Source organism: Gilliamella sp. ESL0405 (genome assembly GCF_019469205.1).
GTDB lineage: Bacteria > Pseudomonadota > Gammaproteobacteria > Enterobacterales > Orbaceae > Gilliamella.
Genome location: NZ_CP048265.1, coordinates 197,759 through 218,044, shown reverse-complemented (window position 1 = coordinate 218,044; position 20,286 = coordinate 197,759). Strand labels below are relative to the sequence as shown.

Annotated in this window: 29 protein-coding genes; 6 read left to right on the top strand and 23 right to left on the bottom strand. The window is 39.0% G+C overall.

The features are described 5' to 3' along the window. Positions 1 to 87 precede the first annotated feature (87 nt). Entirely contained in the window at positions 88 to 1,809 is a 1,722-nt protein-coding gene (locus tag GYM74_RS01030; protein WP_220218651.1) for a thiamine pyrophosphate-dependent enzyme, read from the bottom strand. Positions 1,810 to 2,097: 288 nt separating this feature from the next. On the opposite strand from GYM74_RS01030, the gene GYM74_RS01025 reads away from it, so the two are divergent. Then, a complete protein-coding gene (locus tag GYM74_RS01025) occupies positions 2,098 to 3,939 on the top strand; it encodes an SLC13 family permease (protein ID WP_366915704.1) in 1,842 nt (613 codons plus the stop codon). A gap of 491 nt (positions 3,940 to 4,430) precedes the next feature. Beyond that, positions 4,431 to 5,387 (top strand): methionyl-tRNA formyltransferase, encoded by a 957-nt coding sequence (fmt, locus tag GYM74_RS01020; protein ID WP_220218649.1) that lies wholly within the window; start codon positions 4,431 to 4,433, stop codon positions 5,385 to 5,387. A gap of 48 nt (positions 5,388 to 5,435) precedes the next feature. Here the strand turns inward: fmt and tehB are convergent, their stop codons facing one another. Further along, positions 5,436 to 6,296 (bottom strand): SAM-dependent methyltransferase TehB, encoded by an 861-nt coding sequence (gene tehB, locus GYM74_RS01015; RefSeq protein ID WP_220218648.1) that lies wholly within the window; start codon positions 6,294 to 6,296, stop codon positions 5,436 to 5,438. 195 nt (positions 6,297 to 6,491) lie between these two features. Between tehB and fabI the strand changes: the two genes are divergently transcribed. The 4 genes from fabI (at position 6,492) to GYM74_RS00995 (ending at position 9,464) form a co-directional block, all read left to right on the top strand. Further along, positions 6,492 to 7,280: an enoyl-ACP reductase FabI gene (gene fabI / locus GYM74_RS01010; protein WP_220218647.1), complete on the top strand. Its 789-nt coding sequence runs from the start codon at positions 6,492 to 6,494 to the stop codon at positions 7,278 to 7,280. Positions 7,281 to 7,581: 301 nt separating this feature from the next. Continuing rightward, positions 7,582 to 8,148, top strand: coding sequence for a peptidylprolyl isomerase (gene slyD / locus GYM74_RS01005; RefSeq protein WP_220218646.1), 567 nt, complete (start codon positions 7,582 to 7,584; stop codon positions 8,146 to 8,148). A gap of 386 nt (positions 8,149 to 8,534) precedes the next feature. Next, a complete protein-coding gene (gene radC / locus GYM74_RS01000; protein WP_220218645.1) occupies positions 8,535 to 9,203 on the top strand; it encodes a DNA repair protein RadC in 669 nt (222 codons plus the stop codon). 57 nt (positions 9,204 to 9,260) lie between these two features. Then, the gene (locus tag GYM74_RS00995) at positions 9,261 to 9,464 is read left to right on the top strand and encodes a SlyX family protein (protein ID WP_220218644.1); all 204 of its coding nucleotides are present in this window, start codon (positions 9,261 to 9,263) and stop codon (positions 9,462 to 9,464) included. 69 nt (positions 9,465 to 9,533) lie between these two features. Here GYM74_RS00995 and GYM74_RS00990 read toward each other — a convergent pair whose 3' ends face one another. From GYM74_RS00990 to rplP, 21 genes are all read right to left on the bottom strand, one after another. Further along, a complete protein-coding gene (locus GYM74_RS00990; RefSeq protein ID WP_220218643.1) occupies positions 9,534 to 10,451 on the bottom strand; it encodes a DMT family transporter in 918 nt (305 codons plus the stop codon). A 221-nt stretch (positions 10,452 to 10,672) separates the two neighbouring features. Further along, positions 10,673 to 11,059, bottom strand: coding sequence for a 50S ribosomal protein L17 (gene rplQ, locus GYM74_RS00985; RefSeq protein WP_065558593.1), 387 nt, complete (start codon positions 11,057 to 11,059; stop codon positions 10,673 to 10,675). 29 nt (positions 11,060 to 11,088) lie between these two features. After that, positions 11,089 to 12,078 (bottom strand): DNA-directed RNA polymerase subunit alpha, encoded by a 990-nt coding sequence (rpoA, locus tag GYM74_RS00980; RefSeq protein WP_220218642.1) that lies wholly within the window; start codon positions 12,076 to 12,078, stop codon positions 11,089 to 11,091. Positions 12,079 to 12,103: 25 nt separating this feature from the next. Further along, on the bottom strand, positions 12,104 to 12,724 hold the full coding sequence (gene rpsD / locus GYM74_RS00975; protein WP_065577881.1) for a 30S ribosomal protein S4: 621 nt from the start codon (positions 12,722 to 12,724) through the stop codon (positions 12,104 to 12,106). Between the two features lie 43 nt (positions 12,725 to 12,767). Then, the gene (gene rpsK, locus GYM74_RS00970) at positions 12,768 to 13,157 is read right to left on the bottom strand and encodes a 30S ribosomal protein S11 (protein WP_025314405.1); all 390 of its coding nucleotides are present in this window, start codon (positions 13,155 to 13,157) and stop codon (positions 12,768 to 12,770) included. Positions 13,158 to 13,172: 15 nt separating this feature from the next. Next, positions 13,173 to 13,529, bottom strand: a complete 357-nt coding sequence (gene rpsM, locus GYM74_RS00965) for a 30S ribosomal protein S13 (RefSeq protein WP_220218641.1) — start codon at positions 13,527 to 13,529, stop codon at positions 13,173 to 13,175. Positions 13,530 to 13,698: 169 nt separating this feature from the next. Then, a complete protein-coding gene (gene rpmJ, locus GYM74_RS00960) occupies positions 13,699 to 13,812 on the bottom strand; it encodes a 50S ribosomal protein L36 (RefSeq protein ID WP_025314403.1) in 114 nt (37 codons plus the stop codon). A gap of 26 nt (positions 13,813 to 13,838) precedes the next feature. After that, positions 13,839 to 15,179, bottom strand: a complete 1,341-nt coding sequence (gene secY, locus GYM74_RS00955; RefSeq protein WP_220218640.1) for a preprotein translocase subunit SecY — start codon at positions 15,177 to 15,179, stop codon at positions 13,839 to 13,841. An 8-nt stretch (positions 15,180 to 15,187) separates the two neighbouring features. Then, positions 15,188 to 15,622: a 50S ribosomal protein L15 gene (gene rplO / locus GYM74_RS00950; RefSeq protein ID WP_160403070.1), complete on the bottom strand. Its 435-nt coding sequence runs from the start codon at positions 15,620 to 15,622 to the stop codon at positions 15,188 to 15,190. Between the two features lie 5 nt (positions 15,623 to 15,627). Further along, complete coding sequence (gene rpmD / locus GYM74_RS00945; protein ID WP_025314400.1) at positions 15,628 to 15,807, bottom strand: 50S ribosomal protein L30; 180 nt, start codon at positions 15,805 to 15,807, stop codon at positions 15,628 to 15,630. Positions 15,808 to 15,813: 6 nt separating this feature from the next. After that, positions 15,814 to 16,314 carry a 30S ribosomal protein S5 gene (rpsE, locus tag GYM74_RS00940; RefSeq protein ID WP_025314399.1) on the bottom strand — a complete coding sequence of 167 codons (501 nt, stop codon included), beginning with the start codon at positions 16,312 to 16,314 and terminating at the stop codon, positions 15,814 to 15,816. Positions 16,315 to 16,328: 14 nt separating this feature from the next. After that, on the bottom strand, positions 16,329 to 16,682 hold the full coding sequence (gene rplR / locus GYM74_RS00935) for a 50S ribosomal protein L18 (protein ID WP_025314398.1): 354 nt from the start codon (positions 16,680 to 16,682) through the stop codon (positions 16,329 to 16,331). A 9-nt stretch (positions 16,683 to 16,691) separates the two neighbouring features. Then, on the bottom strand, positions 16,692 to 17,225 hold the full coding sequence (gene rplF / locus GYM74_RS00930; protein WP_220218639.1) for a 50S ribosomal protein L6: 534 nt from the start codon (positions 17,223 to 17,225) through the stop codon (positions 16,692 to 16,694). 11 nt (positions 17,226 to 17,236) lie between these two features. Continuing rightward, on the bottom strand, positions 17,237 to 17,629 hold the full coding sequence (gene rpsH / locus GYM74_RS00925; RefSeq protein ID WP_220218638.1) for a 30S ribosomal protein S8: 393 nt from the start codon (positions 17,627 to 17,629) through the stop codon (positions 17,237 to 17,239). 17 nt (positions 17,630 to 17,646) lie between these two features. Further along, positions 17,647 to 17,952 (bottom strand): 30S ribosomal protein S14, encoded by a 306-nt coding sequence (gene rpsN / locus GYM74_RS00920; RefSeq protein ID WP_065634459.1) that lies wholly within the window; start codon positions 17,950 to 17,952, stop codon positions 17,647 to 17,649. Positions 17,953 to 17,963: 11 nt separating this feature from the next. Then, a complete protein-coding gene (gene rplE, locus GYM74_RS00915) occupies positions 17,964 to 18,503 on the bottom strand; it encodes a 50S ribosomal protein L5 (protein ID WP_025314394.1) in 540 nt (179 codons plus the stop codon). A 17-nt stretch (positions 18,504 to 18,520) separates the two neighbouring features. Then, entirely contained in the window at positions 18,521 to 18,835 is a 315-nt protein-coding gene (gene rplX, locus GYM74_RS00910; protein ID WP_220218637.1) for a 50S ribosomal protein L24, read from the bottom strand. A 10-nt stretch (positions 18,836 to 18,845) separates the two neighbouring features. Further along, positions 18,846 to 19,217: a 50S ribosomal protein L14 gene (rplN, locus tag GYM74_RS00905; RefSeq protein ID WP_025314392.1), complete on the bottom strand. Its 372-nt coding sequence runs from the start codon at positions 19,215 to 19,217 to the stop codon at positions 18,846 to 18,848. Positions 19,218 to 19,412: 195 nt separating this feature from the next. Then, entirely contained in the window at positions 19,413 to 19,673 is a 261-nt protein-coding gene (gene rpsQ, locus GYM74_RS00900) for a 30S ribosomal protein S17 (protein WP_220218636.1), read from the bottom strand. A 1-nt stretch (position 19,674) separates the two neighbouring features. Then, complete coding sequence (rpmC, locus tag GYM74_RS00895; RefSeq protein ID WP_034902373.1) at positions 19,675 to 19,866, bottom strand: 50S ribosomal protein L29; 192 nt, start codon at positions 19,864 to 19,866, stop codon at positions 19,675 to 19,677. Next, a complete protein-coding gene (rplP, locus tag GYM74_RS00890) occupies positions 19,867 to 20,277 on the bottom strand; it encodes a 50S ribosomal protein L16 (RefSeq protein ID WP_025314389.1) in 411 nt (136 codons plus the stop codon). Positions 20,278 to 20,286 lie beyond the last annotated feature (9 nt).

Here is a 20,286-nt window from a genome sequence, read left to right as displayed (position 1 = left end):
GGCAGAGTCTTTTTTTCAAGGTTGCGACTGAACATCACTAACAGCAATAATGGTTAATCAAAATTAGCGATAATAGAATCTTAAACGTTATTTTTTAATGAAATTATCGACTAATAAGTGCACCACATCCCCCATTTTACCACTCAATGAAGCTTTGACACTGTAAAGCGCCATACCCATAACTTGTGAGGCTTTGATCTCCGGTGGCATAACTAATTCATTAGCGCTGGTTTTAACATCTAATAGCGCCGGCCCCGGATGCGATAAGAATGATTGCACCGCCGCTTCTAATAAATCAGAACGATCAACACTAATCGAGAATAAGCCCATGGCAGCGGCCACTTTAGCAAAGTCGGGATTTTTCAAATCAGTATAGTGGTCTACTAGCCCTTCGGATTTTTGTTCCAGTTCAACAAAGTTAAGGGAACCATTATTTAATACAATAACTTTAATCGGTAGATTTTCTTGAATGGTGGTTAACAGATCGCCCATTAACATACTAATCCCGCCGTCGCCGGATAAGGTGATAACTTGACGATTAGGAAACGCTTTTTGTACCCCTAAAGCCTGCGGCATCGCATTGGCCATGGTGCCATGTTTCAAGCTTATTACCGTGCGCCTTTTACCATTGGTATTAAAATGTCGGCTAGCCCAAACCATTGGCGAACCGACATCAGCGCATAGTACCGCATCATCAGAAGCATATTTATCAACTAATTCGGTTAAATATTGAGGATGTATGGTCGATTTTGACGCAATCGACTTTTTATTTAATTTCGCCATCGATTTTACATATAACTCACGGCATCTTTCTAAAAATGCCGCATCGTGTTTTTCATCAATTAAAGGCGTTAAGGCCGCTAACGTTGGTTGACTGCTACCAACCACGCCAATATTTACCGGATGACGGCGACCAAGATGTGTTGCATCAATATCAACTTGAATGAGTATTGCATTATCGGGATAAAATTGTGACCAGGCAAAATCAACCCCTATCATTAAAAGTACATCACACTCTTTAATCGCTGTTGCACCTGACTCAACGCCAAACATACCTGTCATACCGACATTATACGGGTTGTTATATTCGACAAAATCTTTCGCTCTTGAGGTATGTATAATCGGCGATTTTAATTTTTCTGCCAGCCCAATAAGCTCATCATGCGCTTCATGCACACCTTGTCCGGCGAAGATCGCAACTTTATCATGTTTGTTCAACACTTCCGCAATTTGCGCAAGCTCTCTATCTGACGGGCGAATAATCGGTTTAGGGTGGTAGATCTTATGCCCGCTGTTATCTTCCACTTTTTCTAAACTAATATTATAGGGAATAACTAAAACAGCCACCCCACGTTGATTAATCGCCGCTTGAATGGCCGCAGTGGTGATTTGTCTTGCTTGAGTTGGATCACTAATTTCCTGACAAAATACCGAACAATTTTTATAAACCGCCTCAAAGTCAACTTCCTGCGGAAAATCGTTATTTTGCTGGGATGTGACCAGTTGACTGGCTAATAAAATTACCGGCACTTTGTTACGCTGAGCTTCGTAAATGCCATTGATAAAATGTAAACTCCCCGGACCACATGAACCGGCACACGCAGTGATTTGATCGGTTAAATAAGCCTCTGCCCCCGCCGCAAAAGCACCAACCTCTTCATGCCGAACATGTACCCACTGAATATCACTTTTTTTAATCGCATTAGTAATTTGGTTTAATGTATCACCCACAATACCATAGCAATTTTTAACCCCTGCTTCAGTAAGCACATCAACGATAATTTGGGCTACTGTTTTTTTTGATGACATATTGTCTCCTAAAGATGACTTATTAATGGGATGACTCAAATTGATTAAATTATACCCAACTTTAACCAAAGCAAATAGGAGAAATGAAAAAAAGCAAAAAATGTTAAAAATGTCATTATTTTGCTAATTAAAACATCATAAACTTTATTGAGGTATATTCCCTATTACAATAAATCAAGGTATTATGTCTAAAATCCATTCGACATTATAGAGCTACTTTTCGTGGAACATTTGTCATCCGGGCAAAATTTTTTAACATCTATCACTGCATTTTTGCCTAATTATATCATCGAATATTACCCATTAATCACTGTTTGTCTTTTGCTATTTATTGCCATTTTGATGTTTTCATTTAGTAAACTGAGAATGGATATAATTGCATTATTGACTATTGCCGCTATCACAACAACTGGCGTATTAACGCCTGCTGAAGCCTTATCCGGCTTTAGTGATCCCAATATTATTTTAATTGCATTACTATTTGTTATTGGTGAAAGCCTTGTTCGAACGGGCATATCTTTTAAAATGAGCGAATATATTTTAAAAGTATCCGGTAAAAATGATATTCGGATTATTACCTTTATTATGCTGGGCGCTGCGTTACTTGGGTCAATAATGAGCTCAACAGGCGTTGTGGCGATTTTTATTCCGGTTGCAATTAGTATTGCCAATCATACCGGCATCCATGTTAAAAAATTAATGATGCCATTATGTATTGCCGCCTTAATTAGTGGCATGATGACGCTGGTAGCGACTGCACCTAATTTGGTGGTCAATAGTGAACTGAGCCGGGCAAATTTAACGGAATTTGGCTTTTTCTCAATCACCCCTATCGGTTTAGGTGTTTTAGTCGTCGGAGTGATTTACTGTTTATTGACCCGAAATTGGTTACTCACCTCAGAACAAGTGACCCCAACTAATACCCAACCACAAAGACGAAGAATTACCGATTTAATTCGAGATTACAAATTAATTGGCCGGGCACATCGGGCGCAAATATTAGCCGGCTCGCCTTTTGTTGGTCGCACAATTGACGGACTCCATTTGCGTAGTGAGCATGGGGTCAATGTGATTGGGGTTGAGCGCTGGCGAAAATTTCAAAAGGTCTTAATTCCGGTTAACGGATCGACCGAATTTCGCGAAAACGATATTTTATTACTCGACATGTCACACTCTGAAGCCGATTACCGAACATTTTTAAACACCAATAATCTTGAGCCTAAAGTTTTACGCGGTGAATACTTTTCCGAACAGGTTAAAGAGGTCGGCATGGCTGAAGTGGCACTGTTACCTGAATCATCACTGTGCGGCAAAACCCTTAACGAAATTGATTTTAGAGGAAAATATTTTCTCACCGTTATCGGTATTTGGCGCAACCATGCACCGGTTGAAACCAACAACTTATTCCAGGAACGCTTAGAAATGAGCGACACCTTATTGGTGTGTGGTGATTGGGGATCAATTCAAAAACTGCAAACTCGTACCAGCGATTTTGTTGTATTGGACTACCCTTCTGATATTGATGATGTTGCGCCAGCCAGTTCACAAGCTTATGCGGCTTTAATCAATCTGGCGATTATGATCATATTAATGGTGACCGGCATTGTGCCAAATGTGGTTGCTGCGCTAATTGCATGTTTATTAATGGGCGCAACTCGCTGTATTGATATGGCCAATGCCTATAAATCCATACACTGGCCAACACTGATTTTAATCATCGGTATGATGCCTTTTGCCGTCGCGTTAAATAAAACCGGTGGTATATCACTTATATCAGCATGGTTAGAGATTCACCTAAAATCGTTTGGCCCTTATATGGTGCTGACATTTATCTTCTTACTGTGTTCAACAGTCGGATTATTTATCTCCAACACAGCAACCGCCATTTTAATTGCGCCTATCGCCATTGATCTGGCTATAAAATTTGGTTACTCGCCTTATCCATTTGCCATGACAGTTGCGATAGCAACATCAGCATCATTTATTACACCGGTCTCCTCGCCAATCAAAACAATGGTTGTCGCCCCCGGCGGATACAGTTTTGGCGACTTTGTTAAAGTGGGCGTACCGTTAACTTTCTTAGTCATGGCAGTCAATATTGCTTTAGTACCGATATTCTTCCCGTTTTAGTCTCATTGGGGATTTTGCTTAAAATCCCCCTGTTTGGGAACGGCATAAGACACATATCATCAACGAGCGCTGAAAGTTAAACCAATCTAACTAAGCTTTGGCGCCAGTTGGCTTTTATAAAATAAAAAAATCTTGTCAAGAAGTTTCAGAAAATATATACGTTTAAGTAAAAAATATAATCTTTAATTTTTATAAAGCGATAGGACAAAATCTCCTACCAAAATCTAAAAAAGATCAATCCCGTTCAACGGCTTGATTAAAACAGATAAGACTTAAATTAGCTTTTTATAAAGTCAGAAAATCTTGTCAAAAAGTTTCAGAAAATACATACGTTTCAGTATAAAAACGGATAATCTTTTGTTTTTTAAAATGATAGTCAGTTTATGCCATAACGGCTTATCTGGTTAATCAAGCTATTTTTTAAATTAAAGATTCTGACTTAAATTTCCAGTATAATCGCTGTAATTTTTTCGATGATGGATATGATACTTATGCCTAATGCCACTAAACCACTTAATATCATTTTTGCCGGAACACCGGAATTTGCCGCCACCCATTTAAAGGCGCTGATTGAGGCTAACTACAATGTGATAGCGGTTTTTACTCAACCTGATCGCCCAGCTGGCCGAGGAAATAAATTAACGGCAAGCCCGGTAAAACAATTAGCGATTGAACATAATCTTGCTGTTTATCAACCGGCAACACTGAAAACCGAAGAAAATCAGAAATTAATACAACAGCTTAATGCAGATATTATGATTGTTGTGGCTTATGGACTTATTTTGCCACAAGCGGTGCTTGATATGCCAAAATTAGGTTGCTTAAATGTACATGGATCTTTGTTACCAAGGTGGCGTGGCGCGGCACCTATCCAACGAGCTTGTTGGGCAGGCGATACCCAAACAGGTATTACCATTATGCAAATGGATGCCGGGCTTGATACGGGCGATATGTTGTATAAATTGGCATGCCCGATTGAAGCAACCGATACCAGCGCTTCATTATATGACAAGTTGGCAAAATTAGGTCCGCAAGGGTTGCTTGAAACCTTGACATTAATCCGTGAAGGGAAAATTCAACCCGAAAAACAAGATGAATCACAAGCCACTTATGCGCAAAAGTTATCAAAACAAGAAGCTAAACTGGATTGGAATTTATCAGCTCAACAGCTCGAACGCTGCATACGAGCGTTTAATCCATGGCCGGTCAGTTATTTTGAAGTTAACGGCGAGACGGTTAAAGTATGGCAAGCTCAAGTGATTGCCACATCACACAACAAACCAGCTGGCACTATTTTACAAGCGGATAAAACAGGCATATGCGTCGCCACCAGTGACGGCGCATTAAATATGACACTGTTACAGCCAGCCGGTAAAAAACCAATGGCTGCTCAAGATCTGCTAAACTCTCGCAAAGCGTGGTTTACTGTTGGCGAAAAGCTCAACTAAACGTCACTTATCAATATGGCAATTACAGGATGATATATCCAGTAATTGTTATCGTTTTTTCGCTAATAATGTTGCAAATCGCAACTTAATACGGTTTCCATGAATATCGGTTTTATGCAATTGCCCGACATCTTCGTTATACTTTAATATTTCCCAATCTTGATAATATTGCCGTAATTGGTCTTCTTTAAAGGTAAAAGAAAATCCTACAGGGCAAGGATAATCAGCCGTAGACATAGCGCTAACAATTAAATTATAGCCGCCCGATTTGGTGATTTTTTGCATATTTTCAATAATCGCCGGAATGCTATCCGGTTGTAAAAACATCATAACAACCGTTGAAACGATAAAATCATATTCACCTTGTAAATTGGCTTGATTGATATCATAAACCATTGCTTTAATGTGTTTCAGGTCATCTTGACTGATAATCTGTTGTAAGTTATCAATGCTCATTTCTGATTTATCAACCGCTGTGACATCAAATCCTAGTAACTGCAAATAAAGCGAATTGCGACCGGCGCCACATCCTAAGTCTAAAGCCTTACCAGCCGGAATGATTTTTGTTGCAGCGATGACCTCAGAATGGGTTTTGGTCATTTGATATTTTTTTTGCGTGTAATCTTCGGGTAAACAGTAAAATGCCAATTGGCATTGTAAATCATCGGATACTTTCGCAATGCGGTGCCATTGCTGGGGTGAAATAAACGGTGGTTGCTGTTGAACACTAAAATAGTGGGTTGAGATAATCTCACCTTGTTCAGTTAGCATTTCAAATTCGATACTGCCTTTTATAATCTGTAATTTCGCCCACGTACCAACTTGAGTATTATGCTTTTGACGAAAAAGCTCGGGTAATGTATCGGCATTCCAGATAGGTAATGTTTTATAACAAATTAAATTATTCAAAGTGATACCGCCTATAGAAAATTAATAGTTGACTATTATAGTCGGATATTTGTTAATTAAACAATAAATTGTTTGAATCAATAAAATAAAAACCCATTAACGAAAAATAAATTTATAGTAGCGAAGTTGGCTTTATCAACATATAATCGTTACTTATCCTAGACGATACAAGTGAAAACATTAGAGGAATAATTTATGGGATTTTTAACAGGTAAACGCATACTCGTTACCGGCGTTGCAAGTAATCGTTCTATTGCTTATGGTATTGCACAAGCTATGCATCGTGAAGGTGCAGAATTAGCCTTTACTTATCAAAGTGATAAATTAAAAAGCCGTGTAGAAGAGTTTGCTGCTGATTTTGGTTCAAAAATCGTTTTACCTTGTGATGTTGCGCATGATGAAAGCATTACAAATTTATTTACCGAACTGGCAAAAACTTGGGATAAGTTTGATGGTTTTGTGCATGCAATTGCTTTTGCGCCGGGCGATCAGTTAGACGGTGACTATGTTAATGCTGTAACACGTGAAGGATTTGCTATCGCTCACGATATCAGCTCTTATAGTTTTGTTGCAATGGCTAAAGCATGCCGTTCAATGTTGAATCCTGGTTCAGCGTTAGTTACTCTTTCATATCTTGGTGCTGAACGAGCGATTCCTAATTATAATGTAATGGGTCTTGCTAAAGCATCTTTAGAAGCAAATGTACGTTATATGGCAAACGCTATGGGTCCAGAAGGAGTTCGTGTCAATGCTATCTCTGCCGGCCCAATTCGTACCCTTGCTGCATCAGGTATTAAAGATTTCAAAAAAATGCTATCTCATTGTGAATCAGTTACGCCAATTCGTCGAACTGTTACAATTGAAGATGTTGGTAATTCAGCGGCATTTTTATGTTCAAACTTAGCATCCGGCATTACAGGTGAAGTTGTGCATGTTGACGGTGGATTTAGCATCGCCGCAATGAACGAGTTAGAACTTAAATAATAGGCATTATTAAAAAAATAAAAAAAAGGCATCAATAATTATCTTGATGCCTTTTTTTGTTGGTCTATTTTCTGATTTTTATTCAGAATAATAGTTGTTATCATCAAACAAAATTTAATCAAAAAACTAATTGAGTGGTTACACGCTATCATCTGGTTACTTAGGTAAATTCATGACTTATCATTTATCAACCTAAATATTTTAATTAATCGGATTTATATAAAAAAATTATGAATACTTATCCTTTATTTTCCGTTAAAATCTATAGCTGTTTGCTCAATACAAGTTTGTTGGAGAAAAAATGAAAATAGCAAAAAATACAGTAGTCAGTTTAGCTTACCAGGTTCGCACTAAAGACGGTGTTTTAGTCGATGAAGCAACCGCTGTTGCCCCACTAGAATATCTTCATGGCGTAGGCAATTTATTACCGGATTTTGAAAAAGCGTTAGAAGGACATCAAGTGGGTGATAAATTTGATGTTGAGCTTATCAACGCTTACGGTGATTTTAATGATGCATTGGTGCAAAATGTTCCCCGTGATGTCTTTGTCGGTGTTGATGAGCTTGAAGTTGGCATGCGCTTTTTTGCCGATACCGATCATGGCTCTATTCCGGTTGAAATTACTGCAATTGACGGCGATACCGTTACCATTGATGGTAATCACATGTTAGCCGGTCAAGATTTAAAATTTAATGTGGAAGTGTTAGCCATTCGTGAAGCAACAGAAGAAGAGATCGCTCATGGTCACATTCATGGTGCTCACGGTCACGAACATGATCATCATGGTAGTTGCGGTTGTGGCGGTCACGATCATGATGATGAAGAGAGTGACGGCTGTGACGGTCACGGCGGGTGTGGTTGTCACTAATTTATCTTAATGAAAGTTTATTTTAAAGCGCCTGTTGGCGCTTTTTCTATTTTCAAGAAACGACTCAGAAGAACAATTCAGCAGAACGACTCAGAAAAACGATTCAGAAGAATGATTCAGAAGAATGATTCAGAAGAACGATTCAGAAGAACGATTCAGAAGAACGATTCAGAAGAATGATTCAGAAGAATGATTCAAAAGAATGATTCAAAAGAATGATTCAGAAGAACGATTCAGAAATTGACTCAGAAAAATAATTCAGAAAAACGGCTGTTAAGAGAAAAATTGTTAATCTTTTTGTGAAATAAATCGCATCCTTTTCATTCAATCTTTATTTAGCTAATTTTTTTAATAATAATTTAATTTTTCCATTGGAATAATTAGCTATGTCAGTGCCCGTTCCAACATTAATGCCTCGTGAAAAGCTATTAAAATACGGTGTTGAAATATTAAGTGATGCAGAACTACTTGCAATATTTTTACGTACCGGCACCCGTAAATTACCAGTTTTAGAGTTATCACAAAAACTGTTAAATGAATTTGGCTCGTTCTATAACCTCATGAATGCAAGCCACAAAGACTTTTGCCACAAACATGGGGTAGGTACCGCAACCTATACACAGTTACAAGCAGTTGTTGAACTATCTCATCGCTATCTTAAAGTGAAAATGACAAACGAAAATCCGCTGACTTCGCCAACATTAACCCATCACTATTTGGCAAGTCGTCTCGCAAATAAAGATCGAGAAGTTTTTATGGTGATATTTTTAGATAATCAAAATCACGTTATCACCTCAGAGGAGATGTTTACCGGTACCTATAATTGTGTTGAAGTGCATCCTCGTGAAGTGGCTAGACGAGCATTACAACACAACGCGGCGGCAATCATTTTAGCGCATAATCATCCGGCTGGTATAGCCACGCCAAGTCAAGCTGATCTTATTGTCACAAAAAAGGTAGGGCAAGCTTGTGAGTTAATTGATATTCGGGTAATCGATCATATTGTCATTGGGAAAGGTGAATACGTTTCTTTTGCACAACGAGGATGGATTTAATCGCCTTTTTTACTTACAATGTCATCAGATATTTCCCACTTATTGATGAAAAATTTTATGAATCAACAATTAGAATTGCTCGAAACGAAAGTTGCCTTTCAAGAGATCACCATTGAAGAACTTAATCAAATGGTTACCCATCTTCAAGCTGATATAAGTAAGTTAAAAGAGCAATTAACGTTATTATCACAAAAACTACAAGCCGCACAGACATCAAATATTGCCAGTCTGTCAGAAGAGACTAAACCACCCCATTACTAAATGACCTTCATATCAACCAATAGGCTTTCTGACTCAATAGCATTTATCTCATCGTGAAATGAGTTCAATTTAAGGTTTAGATGTATCTGAGCGCTGTTCTACATCGTATAAGCTTGAACGGCGGGTGCGGATAAAGACATATCCACGATAAATTAGCAATGATATGAGAATAAGCAAGCAACCTATCCACTTAGTCCAAGACATTGGCTCATCATAAATGATAATCCCTGCAATGGTGGTAAAAATAGGCTCTAAAATCATAATAATTGCGGCATTACCCACCGGTACATATTTTTGCCCTAAAAGCTGTAACGCCCAACGTAGAATAGTGGCAACAAATATACTACCGATGATCCAGCCAACAGTTATATAACTGACGGTAGTCGGCCAAGTTTCAAACAAGATAGAAAGTATCAGACAGCAAAAACCGGTACAAAATAGTTGAATGGTAATGAGTGGCAAAATAGCAATTTTTTGTACAAAACGGCTGTTAAAAATAAAAAATATTGCTTGAGCAAAGGCCGAGGTAAAAAACCACAGTTGATTGATATTCGTCTGCCACCCATTGGATAGACTCAGAAAAGCTAGCCCAATCACAGCAACAGGTAACGAAATCCAAAAGATAGATAAAGGTTTTTCTTTAAAGAACAACCAACCGACAATAGGCGCCATTAATACTGACAAGCTCATAATAAAAGAGCCTTCACCAAGTTGTCCGCCAAGGCTTATTGCTAAAATCCAAAATATAGTATTAGTCGCCTGTAAAACGCCGGCAAATACTGCTTTGGGAATATTGGTAAACGCAATACCTTGATGCGTGTAGAAACATACGGGGATTAAAAGAATGGAAGCGGATAAAAAGCGGATAGCCATAAATGCCAGTGGTGGCATTGCTAATATAGCTTGTTTAGAGCATACCCAACCAAATGCCGCTAAGATGGTTACCAGAACTAAAATCCATTCACCATTGCGTTTGAGATCTATCATACAAATATCATGTTTATCATGCAGAGTTGTAATGTTAAATCGATTATTTGGTTGAGTAAATATTTTTGGGTAAAGTTATGTGAATTATAAGTAATTTAGTTAAGAACAAAATTAATTATATTAAAAGGATAAGTATTAAGAGCTTCAATTACCATTGTGGATATAACATCCGATAAAAAACCGGCAATTAAGCCGGTTTTATTGCACAACAGTTAAATATCTTATTCAGCTGTAGCTTCTGCTTCAACAGCAGGGCGATCAACTAATTCGATATAAGCCATTGGGGCATTATCTCCGTCACGGAAACCACATTTTAAAATACGTACATAACCACCTGGGCGGGTAGCAAAACGTGGGCCTAAATCTGAAAATAATTTTTTCACTGTATCTTTATCACGGATACGAGCGAAAGCCAAACGGCGATTAGCTACGCTATCGCTTTTGGCTAGCGTAATTAACGGTTCAACAACACGACGCAACTCTTTTGCTTTAGGCAATGTAGTTTTGATGATTTCATGTTCAACAAGTGAACTTGTCATGTTACGAAACATTGCTTGACGATGGCTGCTATTTCGGTTCAGTTGACGACCACTTTTACGATGGCGCATAACTTTATCCTTCTTATATAAATTTTATCTTAGTCTTCAACAATACTTGCTGGTGGCCAGTTCTCAAGACGCATGCCTAAAGATAAACCACGAGATGCGAGTACATCCTTAATTTCAGTAAGTGATTTCTTACCAAGATTAGGGGTTTTAAGTAACTCAACTTCAGTACGTTGTACTAAATCACCAATATAATGAACTGCTTCTGCTTTTAAGCAATTAGCAGACCGAACAGTTAATTCCAAGTCATCTACTGGTCGTAGAAGGATTGGATCAAATTCCGGTTTATCTTCTTTCACTTCAGGTTGACGTACATCGCGTAAATCAACGAAAGCTTCAAGTTGTTCAGCCAAAATAGTTGATGCGCGACGAATAGATTCTTCTGGGTCGATAGTACCATTGGTTTCCATATCGATAACCAGTTTATCTAAATCGGTACGTTGTTCCACACGAGCGGCATCAACAGAATACGCAATGCGCTCGACAGGACTATAACATGCATCGACTAATAAACGACCGATTGGTCGCTCTTCATCTTCTGACTTAACGCGAGCAGAAGCAGGGACATAACCACGTCCTCGTTGCACACGAATACGCATACTAATTGAAGCATTTGCATCAGTTAGATGACAAATTACTAAATCAGGATTAACAATTTCAACATCACCGTCATGAGTGATATCCGATGCAGTTACTGCACCAATACCTGATTTATTTAAGGTTAGCATTACATCATCTTTATTATGTACACGCACTGCTAATTTTTTCAAATTAAGCAGAATATCAAGTACATCTTCTTGAACGCCTTCTTTAGTACTGTACTCATGCAGAACACCGTCAATTTCAACTTCGGTCACTGCATATCCAGGCATTGATGATAATAAAATGCGGCGTAGTGCATTACCTAAAGTATGGCCAAAACCACGTTCAAGCGGCTCTAAAGTCACTTTGGCGTGAGTTTGACTGTATTGAACAACATCAACTAGGTGAGGTTTTAAAAACTCTGTTACAGAACCCTGCATTATGTCCTCTCTTAAGTGCTAAACTTTACTTAGAGTAAAGTTCGACGATCAAATGTTCGTTGATGTCAGCAGATAAATCTGAACGTTCTGGTAAGCGTTTGAATACGCCTTCCATTTTGCTAGCATCAACTTCTAACCATGTTGGTTTTTCACGTTGTTCAGCTAACTCTAAAGCGGCTTTAATACGTGCTTGTTTTTTAGATTTCTCACGAACACTAATCACATCTTCAGGTGAAACTTGATAAGATGCGATGTTAACAACGTGACCATTAACAAGAACAGCTTTATGACTAACTAATTGACGAGCTTCAGCACGAGTTGCACCGAATCCCATACGATAAACAACGTTATCTAAGCGACGCTCTAAAAGCGCAAGTAGGTTTTCACCAGTATTGCCTTTAATGCGTGCTGCATTTTTATAGTAATTACGGAATTGACGTTCTAAAATTCCATAAATACGTCTAACTTTTTGTTTTTCACGTAACTGAACACCATAATCTGATAAACGCGGTTTACGCGCACCATGTTGTCCAGGAGCTTGTTCTAACTTACATTTACTGTCAACCGCTCGGACGCCAGACTTAAGGAATAAATCTGTACCTTCACGACGACTTAATTTGAGCTTTGGTCCCAAATATCTTGCCATTTTTTTTCTCCAATAATCCTAAACATTCGATGTTTAATAAAAATTAAACACGACGTTTCTTTGGTGGACGACAACCGTTATGAGGAATCGGAGTAACATCAGTAATGTTAGTGATGCGATAACCCGCAGCATTTAATGCACGAATTGTTGACTCACGACCAGGACCAGGTCCTTTTACCATAACTTCCAGATTCTTAATTCCGTAGTCTTTTACGGCTTCTGCACAACGCTCTGCGGCTACTTGAGCTGCGAACGGAGTTGACTTACGAGAGCCACGGAAACCAGAACCACCAGCGGTTGCCCAACCCAACGCATTACCTTGACGATCGGTAATAGTTACGATTGTATTGTTAAATGATGCATGAATATGAGCTATACCATCAGAAACTTGCTTTTTAACACGTTTACGTGTACGAACAGGTGTCTTTGCCATTTATTATCACCTCAATTATTTCTTGATTGGCTTACGCGGTCCCTTACGGGTACGAGCGTTAGTCTTAGTGCGTTGACCACGGACTGGAAGTCCACGACGATGACGCATGCCACGATAACAACCAAGGTCTAATAAACGCTTGATACTCATAGTTACTTCACGACGTAAATCACCTTCTACAGTGAATTTAGCGACTTCTTCACGTAACTTTTCAATCTGATCTTCAGATAGTTCTCTGATCTTAACATGTTCAGGAATACCCGCTTGAGCACAAATTGTCTTAGCGCGAGTATTACCGATACCATAAATTGCTTGTAACGCAATTACTGTATGTTGTTGATCAGGAATGTTAATGCCTGCTATACGGGCCACTATGCACTCCTTTATTGTTAATGTTCAGCAAACCCACCATACTGAAAAGCCCGTTTTCAGGATACTCAAACAGCGGGTTTACAAATAAATTTAGGCTGGCTATTCTAGCCAGCTTTACTATACTTTGGCAAGTAAAATATGCAAAAGTTCAACTTTACAGCTAAATAAATTAACCTTGACGTTGTTTATGTTTACCTTCAACGCAAATAACACGAACAATGCCATTACGTTTGATGATTTTACAATTTCTGCATAATTTCTTGACTGAAGCACGAACTTTCATGTTTTTCTCCGTAACTTCTGGCTAACTTATCGGCCGTAGCCTTTAAGATTCGCTTTCTTTAACACTGACTCATAACGATTTGGCATCATTAAAGTCTGTACTTGTGCCATAAAATCCATGATTACAACAACCACAATTAATAAAGATGTTCCACCGAATTGGACAGGAACTTTCATCGCACTTGTCATAAACATTGGTACCAAACATACAAAAGTAATGTAGATAGCGCCAATTAGCGTTAAACGTGTCATTACTTTGTCAATATACTTAGATGTTTGTTCACCCGGACGGATACCTGGAATGAATGCACCTGATTTTTTTAATTGATCTGCTGTCTCTCTCGGATTGAAAACCAATGCCGTATAGAAGAAACAGAAGAAGATAATCGCTACCGCAAAAAAGATAATGTATAACGGTTGATCATGGGAAAAATATTGTCCAATAAGAACAAAAATATATCGCCATCCTTCACCATTTCCTTGGAACCAAGAAGCCATCATAGATGGTAACATTACAATTGTTGAAGCAAATATTGCAGGAATAACCCCTGCCATATTAATTTTTAATGGTAAATGTGTACTTTGTGCGGCATACACACGGCGACCTTGTTGACGTTGCGCATAGTTAACAACAATACGTCGTTGACCACGTTCGACAAAGACAACAAAATAAGTCACACCAACCACTAACGCTGCGACCACTAATAATAAAATCGGATGCAATGAACCAGAACGAGCTTGTTCAATTGTTTCATATATTGCATGAGGAAGACCTGCCACAATACCAGCAAAGATAATGATAGAAATACCATTACCTACACCTCGTTCTGTGATCTGCTCACCTAACCACATAAGAAACATAGTGCCAGTAACTAAGCTAACCGATGCAATAAAATAGAAAGAAAATCCTGGGTTGATCACCACGTGACCATAACCTGGAATATTCGGTAAACCAGTCGCAATACCAACTGCCTGTACAATCGCTAAAGCTAATGTTCCATAACGTGTATACTGACTAATTTTTTTACGACCTGATTCACCTTCTTTCTTCAATTCTGCTAGTTTAGGGCTAATTGCTGTTAATAACTGCACAATAATTGATGCAGAAATATAAGGCATTATCCCTAAAGCAAAGATTGAAGCACGGCTTAAAGCACCACCAGAGAACATATTGAACATACCCACAATACCATTAGTTGATGCTTGTGTCAGTAAGTCCGATAACGCTTTAGTATCAATACCAGGAACGGGAATGTAAGAACCAAGACGAAAAACAATAAGCGCTAAAAGCACAAATATTAAACGTCTTTTAAGCTCACCACTACCACCTCGTGTACTTTGAAAATCTAATCCTGGTTGCTTTGCCATCTTTCTAATTATTCCTCAATTTTTCCGCCAGCAGCTTCAATTGCAGCTTTAGCACCTTTAGTTACTCGAATTCCACGAACTGTTACTGGTTTAGTTACTTCACCAGATAACATGATTTTAGCGTATTCGATTTGTGAATTGATCACATTTGCAACTTTTAAGCTATTTAGGTCAACAATATCACCTTCGACTTTCATTAAATCTGAAAGACGAACTTGAGCTGTAACTAGAGCTTTACGTGAGGTAAAACCAAATTTTGGTAAACGACGATATAAAGGCATTTGACCACCTTCAAAGCCACGACGAACGCCGCCACCTGAACGAGATTTTTGACCTTTAACACCACGAGTACCAGTTTTACCTAGTCCAGAACCGATTCCTCGACCTAGACGTTTCGGTGCATGCTTTGAACCTTCAGCAGGAGATAAAGTATTTAAACGCATTACTATTACTCCTCAACTTTAACCATGTAATAAACTTGGTTTACCATACCGCGAATAGCAGGAGTGTCCTCACGCTCAACAGTATGACCAATACGACGTAATCCTAGACCTACTAACGTTGCTTTATGCTTCGGAAGGCGACCAATTGAACTACGAGTTTGTGTAATTTTAATTGTTTTTGCCATGGCTAATTACCCCAAAATTTCTTCGACGGTTTTACCACGCTTAGCAGCAACCATTTCAGGTGATTTCATATTTTCTAAGCCATCGATTGTTGCACGAACCACATTAATTGGGTTAGTAGAACCATATGCTTTAGCTAGAACGTTACGAACTCCGGCAACTTCTAATACTGCACGCATCGCACCACCAGCGATAATACCGGTACCTTCTGATGCTGGTTGCATATAAACACGAGAACCTGTGTGAGCACCTTTAACCGGATGCTGTAAAGTATCGTTATTTAAAGCAACATTGATCATATTGCGACGTGCTTTTTCCATTGCTTTTTGAATTGCTGCTGGCACTTCACGTGCTTTACCATATCCAAAACCTACGCGACCGTTACCGTCACCAACAACAGTTAGTGCAGAAAAACTAAAAATACGACCACCTTTTACGGTTTTAGAAACTCGGTTAACTGCGATTAATTTTTCCTGCAGTTCACCAGCTTGTTTTTCGATGTTTGACATCTTTAACTCCTACCTTAGAACTGTAGGCCAGCTTCGCGAGCAGCATCTGCTAGCGCCTGAACTCGACCATGATATTGGAAACCCGAACGATCAAAAGAAACTTCTTTGATATCTTTCGCTAATGCACGCTCTGCGATTGCTTTACCAACTGCTGCTGCTGCATCTTTGTTTCCAGTGTATTTTAAACTTTCACTGATAGCTTTTTCTAATGTAGAAGCGGCTGCCAGTACTTCTGATCCGTTTGGTGCGATAATCTGCGCATAAATATGACGCGGAGTACGGTGAACTACTAAGCGAGTTGCAAGTAGTTCATGCATCTTACGACGCGCTTTAGTTGCACGACGGATACGAGCTGATTTCTTATCCATAGTGTTACCTTACTTTTTCTTAGCTTCTTTAGTACGCACAACTTCATCTGCGTAACGAACACCTTTACCTTTATAAGGTTCAGGACGACGATAAGCACGGATATCTGCTGCTACTTGTCCGATTAACTGTTTATCAGCACTTTTTAGTACGATTTCAGTTTGAGAAGGACACTCAGCTGTTACACCTGCAGGTAATTGATGTTCAATTGGATGTGAATATCCAAGAGATAAACCAATTGCATTACCTTTAACTTGTGCACGATAACCGACACCAACTAGCTGAAGTTTTTTTGTAAAACCTTCAGTAACACCAACTACCATTGCATTAATCAATGCGCGAGCTGTACCTGCTTGAGCCCAAGCATCAGCAAAACCTTCACGAGGTGCAAATTTAATTTGACCTTCTTCTTGATTAATTACAACAGCTTTATTAATTGTACGAGATAACTCGCCATTTTTACCTTTAATCGTAATTACCTGACCATTGAGTTTTACCTCTACGCCAGCAGGAACAACGACAGGTGCTTTTGCAACACGAGACATTTTTTTCTCCCTTACGCTACGTAGCAGATAATTTCACCACCAAGACCAGCTTGGCGTGCTGCACGATCAGTCATAACACCTTTAGAAGTAGAAATAACTGCGATACCTAGTCCAGCCATTACTTTTGGCAATTCGTCTTTACGTTTATAAATACGTAAACCTGGACGGCTAACACGTTTAATACTTTCTACTACAGCTTTACCTTGGAAATATTTTAAAGTGATTTCCAATTCTGGCTTAGTGTCACCAACAACTTTAAAGTACCCAATATAACCTTCTTCTTTTAGCACATTGGCAATTGCCACTTTTAGCTTAGAGGAAGGCATGGTGACTGCAACTTTATTCGCAGCTTGACCGTTACGAATACGGGTCAACATATCTGCTATAGGATCTTGCATGCTCATCTATAACACTCCCCTGATTACCAACTTGCCTTTTTAAGACCTGGAATCTCACCACGCATGGCTGATTCACGGACCTTAATACGGCTTAAACCAAACTTACGAAGGACGCCATGAGGACGACCTGTTTGACGACAACGACGACGTTGACGTGATGGACTAGAATCACGAGGAAGCGTTTGCAATTTAAGCACTGCATTCCAACGATCTTCATCTGATGCATTAAGATCAGAGATAATCGCTTTTAATTCTTGACGCTTTGCAAAATATCTTTCTGCTAGCTTTACGCGTTTCTTATCGCGTTCAATCATTGATTGTTTAGCCATTATGCCCTACCTTACTTACGAAATGGGAAGTTAAAGGCAGATAATAAAGCTCGGCCTTCTTCATCAGATTGTGCAGTAGTGGTGATAGTAATATCTAAACCACGAACACGATCAACTTTATCATAATCGATTTCAGGGAAAACGATTTGTTCACGAACACCCATGCTATAGTTACCACGACCATCGAAAGATTTTGCGCTTAAACCACGAAAATCTCGAGTACGAGGAAGAGCAATATAAACTAGACGTTCAAAAAATTCCCACATACGTTCGCCACGTAAAGTGACTTTACAACCAATAGGATACCCTTGACGGATTTTAAAACCAGCAACTGATTTGCGTGCTTTTGTGACAAGTGGTTTTTGACCACTGATTGCTGCTAAATCTGCAACCGCATTATCTAATAATTTCTTATCAGTAATTGCTTCACCCACACCCATATTCAAGGTGATCTTTTCGATCCGAGGGACTTGCATGACAGATTTGTAGCCAAACTGTTCTTGCAGTTTATTTACTACCTGTGCTTTGTAGTAATCATGCAGTTTCGCCATCGTACACTCCAAATTACTTAATTGATTAATTCATTAGTAGACTTATAAAAACGGACTTTTTTACCGTCTTCAATACGAAAGCCTACGCGATCCGCTTTGCCTGTAGCCGGGTTAAAAATTGCGACGTTAGAAACATTAATTGCTGCTTCTTTCTCAACAATTCCACCTTCTTGATTTAATGCAGGTACAGGTTTTTGGTGTTTTTTCACCAAATTGATACCTTCAACAATCACTTTACCAGTAGACAAAACACTTCTTACTTTACCGCGTTTACCTTTATCTTTACCGGTTAACACGATAACTTCATCTTCTCGACGGATTTTCGCTGCCATTACCCGCTCCTTACAGTACTTCTGGTGCTAATGAAATGATCTTCATAAACTTCTCAGAACGAAGTTCACGAGTGACCGGTCCAAAAATACGCGTACCAATCGGTTGCTCACTGTTATTGTTTAAAATAACACAAGCATTGCGATCGAAACGAATGACAGATCCATCAGGACGACGAACACCTTTTCTAGTGCGCACGACAACAGCTTTAAGTACATCACCTTTTTTCACTTTACCACGTGGAATTGCTTCTTTAATGGTAACTTTGATGATATCACCTACCGCTGCATAACGACGGTGCGATCCACCGAGAACCTTGATACACATTACGCTACGTGCGCCAGAGTTATCGGCAACATCTAGCCTAGTCTGTTCTTGGATCATTTTAATGCTCCGTATAAATAAATTATTGTCTAATCTACCTTCATCCACCTCAACTACCATGGATAAGAATAGACAACCAAAAACCCACATATGTGAGGGCGCATAGTATAACACCACTCAAATAAAATGGATAGCATAAAATAAACGGCTGTTGGGCCGTTTATTATATTATGTACAGTTTTTAATCAATAAAGATTATTTAACTGCTTTTTCAACGATTCGAACAAGAGTCCAAGATTTGGTTTTTGATAATGGACGACACTCTTTAATTTCAACAGTATCACCAATACCACACTCGTTGTTTTCATCATGTACATGCAATTTAGTCGTACGTTTAATGAACTTACCATATAACGGATGCTTCACTTTACGTTCAATAGCTACAGTAATAGATTTATCCATTTTGTCGCTAATAACACGACCTTGCTGAGTACGAATTTTTACTTCAGTAGTCATATTACGCACCCGCCTTCTCAGTTAATAATGTTTTAACACGTGCAATATTACGACGCACTTGTTTTAACATATGAGTCTGTGTTAACTGACCCCCAGCTAATTGCATACGTAAGTTAAATTGCTCACGTAATAAATTAAGAAGTTCAGTATTTAACTCTTCAACGCTTTTTTCGCGTAGCTCTTTTGCTTTCATTTACATCACCGTCTTAATCACAAAGGTGGTTTTAATTGGCAGTTTTGCAGCTGCCAACGCAAATGCTTCACGAGCAACTTCTTCCGGTACTCCGTCCATTTCATAAAGGACTTTACCTGGTTGAATCTGTGCAACCCAGTATTCAACGTTACCCTTACCTTTACCCATACGCACTTCAAGTGGTTTTTCAGTAATTGGTTTATCAGGGAAAACTCGAATCCAGATTTTACCTTGACGCTTAACTGCACGAGTCATTGCACGACGTGCTGCTTCGATCTGGCGCGCAGTCAAACGACCACGACCCACAGCCTTAAGACCGAATGTACCGAAACTAACGTCAGTACTTACAGCAAGACCACGATTGCGGCCCTTGTGCACTTTACGGAATTTTGTACGCTTTGGTTGTAACATCAGCGACGC

Coding starts and splice junctions, on each gene's coding strand:
- rpmJ (WP_025314403.1), bottom strand. CDS start 13,812: ATGAAAGTTCGTGCTTCAGTCAAGAAATTATGCAGAAATTGTAAAATC.
- GYM74_RS00995 (WP_220218644.1), top strand. CDS start 9,261: ATGAATCAACAATTAGAATTGCTCGAAACGAAAGTTGCCTTTCAAGAG.
- slyD (WP_220218646.1), top strand. CDS start 7,582: ATGAAAATAGCAAAAAATACAGTAGTCAGTTTAGCTTACCAGGTTCGC.
- rpoA (WP_220218642.1), bottom strand. CDS start 12,078: ATGCAGGGTTCTGTAACAGAGTTTTTAAAACCTCACCTAGTTGATGTT.
- rplR (WP_025314398.1), bottom strand. CDS start 16,682: ATGGATAAGAAATCAGCTCGTATCCGTCGTGCAACTAAAGCGCGTCGT.
- rpsN (WP_065634459.1), bottom strand. CDS start 17,952: ATGGCTAAACAATCAATGATTGAACGCGATAAGAAACGCGTAAAGCTA.
- rpsK (WP_025314405.1), bottom strand. CDS start 13,157: ATGGCAAAGACACCTGTTCGTACACGTAAACGTGTTAAAAAGCAAGTT.
- rplN (WP_025314392.1), bottom strand. CDS start 19,217: ATGATCCAAGAACAGACTAGGCTAGATGTTGCCGATAACTCTGGCGCA.
- rpmC (WP_034902373.1), bottom strand. CDS start 19,866: ATGAAAGCAAAAGAGCTACGCGAAAAAAGCGTTGAAGAGTTAAATACT.
- rplQ (WP_065558593.1), bottom strand. CDS start 11,059: ATGCGCCATCGTAAAAGTGGTCGTCAACTGAACCGAAATAGCAGCCAT.
- GYM74_RS00990 (WP_220218643.1), bottom strand. CDS start 10,451: ATGATAGATCTCAAACGCAATGGTGAATGGATTTTAGTTCTGGTAACC.
- rplO (WP_160403070.1), bottom strand. CDS start 15,622: ATGCGTTTAAATACTTTATCTCCTGCTGAAGGTTCAAAGCATGCACCG.
- fmt (WP_220218649.1), top strand. CDS start 4,431: ATGCCTAATGCCACTAAACCACTTAATATCATTTTTGCCGGAACACCG.
- rplP (WP_025314389.1), bottom strand. CDS start 20,277: ATGTTACAACCAAAGCGTACAAAATTCCGTAAAGTGCACAAGGGCCGC.
- rpmD (WP_025314400.1), bottom strand. CDS start 15,807: ATGGCAAAAACAATTAAAATTACACAAACTCGTAGTTCAATTGGTCGC.
- rpsE (WP_025314399.1), bottom strand. CDS start 16,314: ATGTCAAACATCGAAAAACAAGCTGGTGAACTGCAGGAAAAATTAATC.
- radC (WP_220218645.1), top strand. CDS start 8,535: ATGTCAGTGCCCGTTCCAACATTAATGCCTCGTGAAAAGCTATTAAAA.
- rplF (WP_220218639.1), bottom strand. CDS start 17,225: ATGTCTCGTGTTGCAAAAGCACCTGTCGTTGTTCCTGCTGGCGTAGAG.
- secY (WP_220218640.1), bottom strand. CDS start 15,179: ATGGCAAAGCAACCAGGATTAGATTTTCAAAGTACACGAGGTGGTAGT.
- rpsQ (WP_220218636.1), bottom strand. CDS start 19,673: ATGACTACTGAAGTAAAAATTCGTACTCAGCAAGGTCGTGTTATTAGC.
- rpsD (WP_065577881.1), bottom strand. CDS start 12,724: ATGGCAAGATATTTGGGACCAAAGCTCAAATTAAGTCGTCGTGAAGGT.
- rplX (WP_220218637.1), bottom strand. CDS start 18,835: ATGGCAGCGAAAATCCGTCGAGAAGATGAAGTTATCGTGTTAACCGGT.
- rplE (WP_025314394.1), bottom strand. CDS start 18,503: ATGGCGAAACTGCATGATTACTACAAAGCACAGGTAGTAAATAAACTG.
- rpsH (WP_220218638.1), bottom strand. CDS start 17,629: ATGAGCATGCAAGATCCTATAGCAGATATGTTGACCCGTATTCGTAAC.
- GYM74_RS01030 (WP_220218651.1), bottom strand. CDS start 1,809: ATGTCATCAAAAAAAACAGTAGCCCAAATTATCGTTGATGTGCTTACT.
- fabI (WP_220218647.1), top strand. CDS start 6,492: ATGGGATTTTTAACAGGTAAACGCATACTCGTTACCGGCGTTGCAAGT.